Source organism: Legionella drancourtii LLAP12, assembly GCF_000162755.2.
In the GTDB taxonomy this organism is placed as follows: Bacteria; Pseudomonadota; Gammaproteobacteria; order Legionellales; family Legionellaceae; genus Legionella; species Legionella drancourtii.
Map to the genome: position 1 here is coordinate 17,827 of NZ_JH413826.1, position 11,143 is coordinate 28,969.

The following is an 11,143-nucleotide window of genomic DNA, read 5'->3' on the forward strand; positions in this document are numbered from 1 at the left end:
TAAATTAGATAATGCTGAAAAATTGAACAGCGAGGCAAGTGAGCTACAAAAAAAATATGAAAATCGTCTTGCTGAGTGGCAAGAAGAAAAAGATAAATTGAAAAAAGATTTTGAGCAAACATTAGAACAATGGAAATCAGAAGAAATTATCACTTTTGAAAAAAAATTCAAGAGTGAAAAGAAAACCTTTTTTTCACGAGAAAAGCAAAAGTCTGCTGAAATTAGTGAAAAAAATGCAAAAGAAGCCTTTTTATTGGCAGGAACATTTTCAGCAAAATTTTTAATGAGTTTTACTGATGAGCATCTTGAAAAGAAGATCATTGAAAAAATGATCGAAGACCTAAACGATTTCTCAGCAGAAAAAAAGCAGTTTATCGCTGATCTTGCTGAACAAAACCAAGTGGTTGTCCAAAGCGCCTATCCAATCAACAAGCAGCAACAACAACATCTATTACAAGTGATTAAAAAATTAGTGCCTAAGAAACTCAACGTTGATTTTTCTGAAAACCCTGATCTTTTTGCCGGTTTGACTATTCAGATCGGGTCAATAATATTACAAGCTAACCTTCGCGATGAATTAAAATTCTTTACGGAGATAAATAATGGACTTGCCTAATAGCGACTCTTTTCTAGACGTGCAACGGCAACGAATTGAGAATTATGATTTTCAAGTTAGGTTATCAGAACAAGGACAGGTTGTCTCAGTAGGCGATGGTATTATCTGGATCAAGGGGCTCCCTACAGCAGCTATTGATGAAATTCTTATTACAATAGATGGATGCTGTATTGCAATGGTTTTTCACCTCACAGAATCCCTAGTTGGCGCAATAATGTTAATGCAAACAAAAAAATTAAAGTCAGGTACGCCCATTTATCATCTTAAGCGATCATTAAGTATTCCTGTAGGCGATAACCTTCTGGGAAGAGTGATTGATCCGCTAGGACATCCATTAGATGAAGGAGAACCGCCTCAATGTGATGAGCAAGGATTATTAGATCTTTTATCACCACCTATAGTCAATCGCGATTTTGTTAATCGCCCTTTTTATACGGGGAACAAAATTATCGATAATTTAATTCCTATTGGCAAGGGACAACGGGAGTTAATTATAGGTGATAACGGGCTTGGAAAAAGCTCCCTGGTAATTGACATTATTATCAATCAAAAAGACAAAAATGTCCGATGTGTCTACGTGTTAATTGGGCAAAAACGGTCTACGGTCAGTAGTACCATTCAATTATTAAAAGAAGCGAATGCTTTGGAATACACCACTATTGTTGTTGCACAAGCCACTGCATTACCGGGATTACTTTACCTTGCTCCGTTTGCGGGATGCGCCATTGCAGAATATTGGATGAAGAATGGGTTTGATACATTGGTTGTATATGACGATTTAAGTGCGCATGCGAATAGTTATCGTGAACTTTCCCTTTTACTGCGTAGACCCCCTGGACGCGAGGCTTTTCCTGCCGATATCTTTTATCTTCATTCACGTTTATTAGAACGCTCCACTTGCCTATCTCATGAAATGGGAGGAGGCAGTATGACAGCCCTTCCTATTATTGAAACGAAAGAAGGCGAAATTGCTACTTATATTCCTACGAATCTTATATCGATAACAGATGGGCAAATATTTTTTGATGAAAAATTATTTTCTTCAGGATTTCTTCCGGCGATTGATATAACAAAATCAGTTTCTCGAGTTGGGGGTAAAGCCCAGAACCCACAAATTAAAAAAGAAGCAGGTAGAATGAAACTTGATTATATGCAGTTTCTTGAGCTGGAGATTTTTACACGTTTTGGTGCCAAGCTTGATCCTAAAATGCAAAAACAGATTCTAAATGGACGCATTTTAAGAGAAATATTGAAACAAGACAGACTTTCCCCTCTTCCTATTGAATTCCAACAAGCATGGCTTATTGCCTATAATGATGGTTTATTTGAGCAATTAAATTTCGAAGATATTCCACTTGTTCTCTCAAAAATTGCACAAGAGATACAAAAGAGCACTTTGACATTGGCAAATCAACGAGAGGAATGGAAAAATGCTGTAAAAGGCTGGTTAGATTTATAATGCTATACTTGATTTTATACCTGCACATGTAATGTATCTCATTGAACCTTCGGAAGAGTATCATGACAAAGCGAAGCCAACTAAAAGATCATCTTCATACTTTGGAAGAAATTGGTAACATCATGACTGCTATGAAAAATCTTTGTTCTATTGAAATGAATAAAATCACCAAATTTCTATTAATGCAGGAAAAAGTAATTAAAACCATCCAAGAAGTGAGTAATGATTTTTTAAGTTTCTACCCTATTCTTCCAATGGCGAAACAAGATACTACTCCGGTTATTTATATTATTATTGGATCGGAAAGAGGATTTTGTGGTGGATTTAATGATTCCGTGATTAGCCAGTTAGAAAATCTTAAAGAGCAATTCACTGATTTTAATCCGGCATTAATTGTTGTAGGGCGTAAATTAGCATTAAAAATGGCCAATGATTCTCATGTTATAGCAACACTAGATGGGCCTAATGCCATTGAAGAAATTCCAGCAGTGATCTTAAAAATACTACGATCTTTAGAGGAAATTTCCTCACAAAAGCATATAGATTTGCAATCCTGGCAGTGGGATATTATCTTCAATGAAGAAGAACAAAATCAAATTCAAACAAAAACATTACAACCATTTAAAGAACTTTACTCAAATAATGCTACTCATTTTTCAGTTCCACCTTTGTTACATTTATCTCATGATCTCTTTTTAGCTGAATTTGTTGATAATTACTTATTTGCGATGTTTCATTCAATTTTTTATAAATCGTTTTTTGCGGAAAATCATCAAAGACTTTTTCACTTGAATAATTCGTTAGACAGATTAGACAGTAAACAAAATACTTTAAAAGGATATCTCAATTTACTCCGTCAAGAAGAAATTACTGAAGAAATTCAGATTATTATGTTAAGTGCGGAAGCGGTTATTGGTAATGATGTAATTTAGGGAAAGTAAACTGGATGTACCAAATGAATTAAACAAAGGATGCTCTCATGAAACTATCATTTTTAGGTGGTACTGGTACTGTCACTGGTTCAAAATACCTCTTATCGTTTGAAGACAAGAAAATACTGGTCGATTGTGGTCTTTTTCAAGGCTACAAAGAACTTAGATTGCGAAACTGGAGCCCACTCCCCGTTGATCCCAAAACAATTGATGCTGTTTTTTTAACGCATGCTCATATTGATCATTCAGGGTATATACCCTTGCTTGTTAAAAATGGATTTCATGGTGATATTTACTGCACTTCCGGAACAAAAGATTTATGTTCTATTCTTTTAACTGATAGTGGTCATCTTCAAGAAGAAGAAGCAAGAACTGCCAATAAATATGGCTACTCCAAGCATAAGACAGCCCTCCCATTATATACTGTCAACGATGCGGAAATAGCTTTAAAACAATTCAAGCCTAAACCCTTTGATACTGTGTTCCAATTGTTTGATGATGTCAGTGTTCAATTCACTCGCGCGGGTCATATTATTGGATCAGCGTTTATTCGCTTTAATTTTCCTAATAACTCTATATTATTTACCGGTGATATGGGAAGGACACATGATTCTGTAATGCAAGATCCGAGCATTATTGAAGAAGTTGATTATCTTGTTATTGAATCGACTTATGGGAATCGCCTTCATGATAAAGAAGATCCAAAGGTTCTTTTAAAAGAAATCATTAATAAAACGGTAAAACGGGGCGGCTCGGTAATCATTCCTGCCTTTGCCGTGGCACGAGCACAACTCCTACTTTATTATATTTCCTTACTAAAAAAAGAGAATTCCATTCCAGATATTCCTGTTTACTTAGATAGTCCGATGGCTATTAACGCTTCACATATCATGTGCAAACATAAAGAAGATCATCGTCTATCAGAACAAGAATGTATGGACTTATGCAATACTGCGACCTATACCAGAACACCGGAAGAATCAAAAAGTTTGGATAATAATTCTTTTCCTAAAATTATTATCTCAGCCAGCGGGATGGCTACTGGGGGTCGCATTTTGTTTCACTTAAAAACCTATGCTCCTGATCCCAAAAATACTATCCTTTTTGCTGGCTATCAAGCGGGTGGTACTCGGGGTGCGCGTATGGTTAAAGGCGAAGAAGAAGTTAAAATACACGGACAAATGGTCCCTATACGTGCACAGGTTGAATCTCTAAGTAATCTGTCTGCACATGCTGATTATGAAGAAATCTTGCATTGGCTAAGCCATTTTCGCAAACCGCCCAAAAAGGTATTCATCACTCATGGGGAGCCAGAAGCGGCAAATTCATTAAAAACTAAAATAGAACAACAGTTTGGTTGGACTTGTATCGTCCCTCAATATGAACAAACAGAGACGTTGACGTGAAAAAAAGTCCTGCCACATTACAGCTAAAATATTTAGGGATAAACACCTCTAAAGAAGCTGTAATCTATATGCGTGAAGACTGCCACATTTGCCGATCGGAAGGGTTCGTTGCTGAAACACGCGTTCAAGTTACGCTAAATAACCGGTCAATAATCGCAGTAATCAATACGATTGAAATTGCTTCCAATTTACTTGAAGACTGTACAGCAGGTCTCTCACGCTATGCTTGGGATCTTCTAGCGGCAAAGGTTGGAGATGAAGTCTCGATTTCACATCCTAGGCCACTTGATTCATTAAGTTTCATTCGTTCTAAGCTCTATGGAAATGAATTAAAAACCATAGAAATCAACCAAATTATTGATGATGTTGTAAAAGGACAACTGTCTGATATTCATCTGACTATGTTCCTATCAGGTACAGCCGGGAATAGATTAAATAAAAAAGAAACTCTTGATTTAACTCAGGCTATGGTGCAAACAGGGGAGCGCTTGCACTGGCCATCTCAGTTAATTGTTGATAAACATTGTGTTGGTGGATTACCTGGTAATCGTACAACGCTAATTGTTGTTCCTATTGTTACGGCGTTTGGTTTAATGATGCCTAAAACTTCATCCAGGGCCATTACATCCCCTGCAGGAACAGCAGACACGATGGAGGTCTTTGCACCAGTTGATTTAGACCTCAAAACTATGCAAAAAGTAGTGGAGCAAGAAAATGGGTGCATTACCTGGGGAGGAACCGTGTCCTTAAGTCCGGCGGATGATTTATTAATTCGCATAGAACGCTCTATGGATTTAGATAGTGAGGGGCAAATGGTGGCATCGATTCTTTCAAAAAAAATCGCGGCTGGTTCAACGCATATTGTCATCGATATACCCATTGGCCCCACTGCAAAAGTCAGATCTAATGAGCAGGCTGAATTATTAAAAGTATACCTGGAGAATATTGCCAAAGAATTTTCAATACAACTTGCTGTTGTTTTTACTGATGGAACTCAACCGGTTGGTCGTGGTATAGGACCTGCTCTTGAAGCAAGAGATGTATGGTCTGTGCTTTCTTGTGATAAAGCTGCGCCACAAGATTTAAGGGATAGAGCATTAACCTTGGCAGGGCATATATTGGAGTTTTCCCCTAATGTATCGAAAGGTAGTGGAAAAGAAATTGCAGAATCACTGCTGAATAACGGCCAAGCATTAAAAAAATTTAAAGCGATTTGTTATGCACAAGGTGGTCTTTTTGAAATTCCATCTGCTCGCTACACCAAGACCATTGTTTCTATGATAAAAGGTAGGGTTACGAGTATTGATAATCGACTATTAGCCAGGCTTGCAAAACTTGCAGGTGCACCGAAATCAAAATCAGCGGGTGTCGAGTTGCTAACGCCTTTAAACACCGATGTAGATAAAGGTCAGCCTTTATTTATCGTTCATGCAGAGACACAAGGCGAGCTTGATTATGCTTTAAATTTTCATCAACAAGGACATCCTATCATCCATATTGAGGAAGGAATATGAAGCAACAACCCATTTTATTCTCTCTTTTTGGAAGCAACCATTTTGCTAATGCGATTCATCAAGTTTTGGGATACGACATTGGAGAAATAACACTACATCAATTTCCTGATGAAGAAACAGTGATAAGAATTGATTCTTTAGTAAAAGACAAAGAAGTACTATTCATTGCTCACTTAGAAAATCCCAATAGTAAGATACTCCCTCTCTTATTTGCTGCAGAAACAGCAAAAGGACTTGGTTCCAAAAAAATAGGGCTAATCGCGCCTTATCTTCCCTATATGCGCCAAGATAAACAGTTTCATTCCGGAGAGAGCATTACCTCCAAATATTTTGCGAGACTCATTTCAGACTATTTTGATGGTTTGATAACCATTGATCCGCATCTTCATCGATGGCATTCATTAAGTGACATCTACTCAATTCCTGCAAAAGCACTACATGCAACTGAAAGTATTTCTAACTGGATAAAAATGAATGTCCCTAATCCTATTCTGATTGGTCCAGATGCTGAAAGTTCACAATGGGTTTCGGAAATCGCTTTGAAAATAGATGCACCATTTTTAATTCTAGAGAAAGTAAGGAAAGGCGACAATCTTGTTGAAACCTCTATGCCAAATATTGAGTTATACCGAGATCTCACACCTATCTTAGTAGACGATATTATTTCAACAGCAGCCACGATGATTGAAACAGTCACCCATTTAAAATCATTAAAAATGAAGGCTCCTATTTGTATTGGTGTACACGCCCTATTTTCTGGAAATGCCTATGAGGAATTATTAAATGCAGGTGCGGAAAAGATCATAACCTGTAATACCATTAAACATCCTTCAAATGGAATTGACATGAAAGATATTATTATTAAGTCAATCAATACCCTGTTTAATACATGAGGTACTAGAGTGAATCAGACAATTGAATCAATAAAACAATATGTCCAAGCAGCGAATTATCTATCAGCGGCTCAAATTTACTTAATTAATAATTTCTTGCTCGAACAAAAACTAACTTTTGCTGATATCAAGCCACGCTTATTGGGTCACTGGGGTACTTGTCCTGGCATTAATTTTGTCTATGCTCATCTTAACTATCTCATTAAAAAACACCAATCATCCATCCTGTTTGTCCTTGGTCCAGGGCATGGTTTTGCAGCACTGCAAGCCAACCTTTTTATAGAAGGCACTCTAAAAAAATATTACCCAGAAGCCACTCATACCGAAGAAGGAATAGCCTACCTTGCTAAAAATTTCTGCTGGCCGTATGGTTTTCCTAGTCATAGTAATCCAGGAACGCCCGGTGTTATTTTGGAAGGAGGCGAATTGGGTTATTCACTTTCTACAGCCTATGGATCGGCACTTGATAATCCTGACCTTATCGTTGCTTGTATTATCGGGGATGGTGAAGCTGAAACAGGGCCAACAGCAACCGCTTGGCATCTTAATAAATTTATAGATCCAGCAACTAATGGGTCAGTTCTTCCTATTCTTCATTTAAATGGATACAAAATCTCAGGCCCAACAATTTTTGGAAGAATGAGCAATAAAGAATTGAAAGCACTTTTTTATGGATATGGTTATCAACCGTTTATTGTTCAAGGTCCAAACATTCATGAGAAAATGATTGAAACACTCGAGCAATGTCATCAAATAATTAAAACCATCCAAGAGTCCACTCGAAACGACAACCTAAAGACAATACGATTTCCAATGATTATATTAAAAACCCTAAAAGGATGGACTGGGATTAAAACTTTACATGGCCAAAAGATTGAAGGCAATTATCTATCGCACCAGGTTGTTGCCACTAATGCAAAAACCGACCATTTGGAGCTAAGCACTCTGGAGAGATGGCTTAAGTCTTACCAATTTGAAACTCTTTTTAATAAGGAAAACGGGTTTAATAAAAGCATTTGTTCCCTTATTCCTGATGATAATTTACGCATGGGTGATAACAGACATGCCTTTGGAGGCGAACCATTAATAAAAAATCTAAAACTTCCTTGTATAGAACAAATTGCTGAAGATGCAACCACTCCTGGAACTATAGGATCAAGCAGCATGAAGTGCACCGGGATATATTTAAATGAACTCTGTAAATTAAATGCATCCAATCGAAATTTTCGACTTTTTTCTCCTGATGAGACCTACTCTAATAAACTAGATAAGGTCTTCGAAACAACTACACGTGCCAATATACAAGAAAAAAAACATGGGATAAAGACGTTAGTTGGGACGGAAGAGTTATTGAAATGTTAAGTGAACATTCTCTGCAAGGTCTTATGCAAGGTTATGTACTGACAGGACGGCATGCTATTTTTGCGTCTTATGAAGCATTTATTCAAATTGTCTCGAGCATGACCGATCAATATATGAAGTTTTTACAAATTGCACGGGAAACTCCTTGGCGCGGGGACATCCCCTCTCTAAACTATATTTTGACGTCTTCAGGCTGGCGACAAGAGCATAATGGTTTTTCGCATCAAAATCCTGGCTTTATTTCTAATCTTCTTCAAAAACATGGCTGCTTTACACATGCATTTTTCCCACCTGACGCAACCTCGATGCTTGTAGTACTGGAACACTGCCTAACTTCTCGTAACGAGGTGAATGTAATTGTTGCTGGTAAAACATTAGAACCACGCTGGCTTACACCAGAGTTAGCAAGAAAAGAGCTTGAGCAAGGTCTTATGATTTGGGATTTTGCAAGTGATCCTAATCCAGACATAGTTATTGCGGCAGCAGGAGACTATTTAACTAAAGAAGCACTTGCGGCGATTAGTTTAGTTAAAAAAGACATGCCAGCAATTAACATTCGTTTTGTTAATATTCTTGAGCTTTCTGCTTTAGGATTTGGAAACTCTGATTGCTCGTTTTCTAGAGAAAATTTTAATCAGTATTTTACTAAAGATAAGCCGGTCATTTTTAATTTTCATGGATACCCTTCAGTACTTAAAGAGTTGTTATTTATTATGGGTGATACAAGTAGATTTTTTATTCATGGTTATATTGAAAATGGATCGACAACAACTCCTTTTGATATGCATATAAGAAATCAAACAAGCCGGTGGCATCTGGCAAAGCAAGTATTCACGCTAATGGTAGAACAAGGAATTATTTTGCAAAAAGAAAGTGAACGATTAAACAAGAAATATGATAATTTGTTATTAGAGCACCGAGTCTATATTAAAAAATACGGTGTTGACCCAGACGAGATAGAAAATTGGAAATGGTAATAATAACAAACATTAGTTTAAAAGAATAATATCTACTGAGGAAGCAAACCCAGTGTGGAAAAAGCAATTCATCTCAGGCCGGATAATCTTATTGACTCTAATGTTGCTAGCGTTTCAGGCAATAACAACGCCCAAGCCAACTTATTCTTACGCAAATGACCCAACTTGCCATTGAAAACAATTGGGATTTAAAAACTGCCCACAACAGACTTTCACCGCCTACAATCGCGCCATGCCGGCGCACACCGCGAGAGCCATTTGACTTATGGCTTTCTGGACGGTTTGGTGTTAGATTAATGCTCAAAAACCCACTCTTACTTTCTTTAATGGTGTTGTTCCTTGTCCAAGTGCTGTTACTCACTACGGCTTGATATGGAGGGTAATTAGTTTATCGCTATGGGTATGATGTTCTGCTAGTCAAAGCCGAAAAAACAGTATCGCCGGATTAATACGATTTTATAAGGATGGAAACATGTTACAAAAGGAATTGCTTTGTTCAATCAGGAACTATTTCTTTATTTTTTTCTTTTTATTGTTCAGTTCCTCTGCTTTGTTTGCCCAGCATGAGCAGCATAGTGCTTCAAAACAAACGCTGACTTCTCCCAAGACAACAAAGTTTCAGCCTAAACCTGCGAAATACAAAACCGAACAACCTATTGCTAAAAAGCAACCTGTTAAAACAGTGACGCCTCTAACCATGACAGGCGGAGCAAAGCATACAGTGAATTTGGTCGTTGCTTATAAAACGGTGAATTTTGCAGGCAAACCCAGGCGGGCCATTGCCGTCAATGGACAAATTCCTGCACCGACATTACATTTTAAAGAAGGGGATGATGTTACTATCAACGTGTATAACCATTTGGATGAGGGAACCTCCATTCATTGGCATGGTCTTTTAGTCCCTTGGCAAATGGATGGGGTAGACGAGGTGAGTCAAAAACCTATTCCCCCGGGAGGCGTGTTCCATTATCGCTTTAAGCTTTATCAAAGAGGAACCTATTGGTACCACGCCCATGCCAAGGTTCAAGAACAAGAAGGTTTGTATGGTACTTTTATTATTGACCCACCCAAACCTACAAAATATCATTACACCAAAGAGTATGTGGTGGTGTTATCCGATTGGAGCAACACGCCAGCAGAACAAGTGCTTGCGAATTTAAAAAAAGACGGCGATTATTACGGTCCTCGATTTCCCCTACAACCCTCACTTATGAAGTTTCTTCATGATTATCGTAAAGCCTCTACTGAAGAGCGTAAAAAATTAATTGCTGATTATAAAATAATGCAACAAACGCGTATGAATATCTATGATTTAAGTGACGTGGCTTATGATGCGTATTTATTAAATGGTCACCCTAAATCTCATCCTTGGACTGCTCCTGTGAAGGCAGGGGATACCGTGCGGCTACGCTTCATTGGCGCAGGAGCAAGCACCGTCTATCGTGTCAAAATTCCTGATGCCAAAGTAGACATGGTGCACATTCAGGGAAATGATGTGGCCCCTTATCCCATTGAGGATTTTTGGATTGCACCGGGTGAAACCTATGATATCCTGGTGAAGATTCAAAAAAACAAGCCTTACATTATTTATGCCGAGTCGATTGACACGTTGGGCAAAGCTTATGGAGCCTTAGTGACTTCCTCTAATCAAATCGTCAACTATCAGCAAGTAACTCCTTTCCCTGAGCCACTTCCTGTCACAAGAGAGATGATGGCCAACATGATGAAGTCTATGAATGGCGGGGCCATGAATAATGAAACCTCGATGATAATGAATAATGGCAGATCATCCCAGACAATGAAACAAATGAGAATGACTTCACAAACCCAGAATAGGGATTTACCAAGTTCTTCTTATAAAAAACAACAGATGCCCTCTACATTAAACACTACGTCAAAAATGAAGCAAATCATGAAGATGGATCAAGGCACCAAGATGGATCCCAACATGAAGATGGATCAAGGCACCAAGATGGATCCCCAA

Annotated in this window: 8 protein-coding genes and 1 pseudogene; all 9 read left to right on the forward strand. The window is 37.9% G+C overall.

Features of this window, described 5'->3' with window-relative positions:
• Window positions 1-616: F0F1 ATP synthase subunit delta (locus tag LDG_RS09890; protein ID WP_148263549.1), on the forward strand; the 616-nt coding region annotated here is incomplete at its 5' end.
• On the forward strand, window positions 603-2,075 hold the full coding sequence (locus LDG_RS09895; protein WP_006871185.1) for a F0F1 ATP synthase subunit alpha: 1,473 nt from the start codon (window positions 603-605) through the stop codon (window positions 2,073-2,075). The genes LDG_RS09890 and LDG_RS09895, both read left to right, overlap by 14 nt.
• 62 nt (window positions 2,076-2,137) lie before the next feature.
• Window positions 2,138-3,007, forward strand: coding sequence for a F0F1 ATP synthase subunit gamma (locus LDG_RS09900; protein WP_040535299.1), 870 nt, complete (start codon window positions 2,138-2,140; stop codon window positions 3,005-3,007).
• A gap of 47 nt (window positions 3,008-3,054) precedes the next feature.
• Complete coding sequence (locus tag LDG_RS09905) at window positions 3,055-4,413, forward strand: MBL fold metallo-hydrolase RNA specificity domain-containing protein (protein WP_006871187.1); 1,359 nt, start codon at window positions 3,055-3,057, stop codon at window positions 4,411-4,413.
• Entirely contained in the window at window positions 4,410-5,927 is a 1,518-nt protein-coding gene (locus tag LDG_RS09910; protein ID WP_006871188.1) for a thymidine phosphorylase family protein, read from the forward strand. Before LDG_RS09905 ends, LDG_RS09910 begins: the two co-directional genes overlap by 4 nt.
• Entirely contained in the window at window positions 5,924-6,820 is an 897-nt protein-coding gene (locus LDG_RS09915; RefSeq protein WP_006871189.1) for a ribose-phosphate pyrophosphokinase, read from the forward strand. The genes LDG_RS09910 and LDG_RS09915 overlap by 4 nt, the downstream gene beginning before the upstream one ends.
• Before the next feature lie 9 nt (window positions 6,821-6,829).
• Window positions 6,830-8,460 (forward strand): annotated as a pseudogene (locus LDG_RS19870) (phosphoketolase family protein); the annotation flags it as partial.
• Between the two features lie 27 nt (window positions 8,461-8,487).
• Window positions 8,488-9,159: a phosphoketolase family protein gene (locus LDG_RS19875; RefSeq protein ID WP_233491475.1), complete on the forward strand. Its 672-nt coding sequence runs from the start codon at window positions 8,488-8,490 to the stop codon at window positions 9,157-9,159.
• Between the two features lie 472 nt (window positions 9,160-9,631).
• On the forward strand, window positions 9,632-11,143 hold a 1,512-nt coding region (locus LDG_RS09925; RefSeq protein WP_233491469.1), incomplete at its 3' end, for a multicopper oxidase domain-containing protein.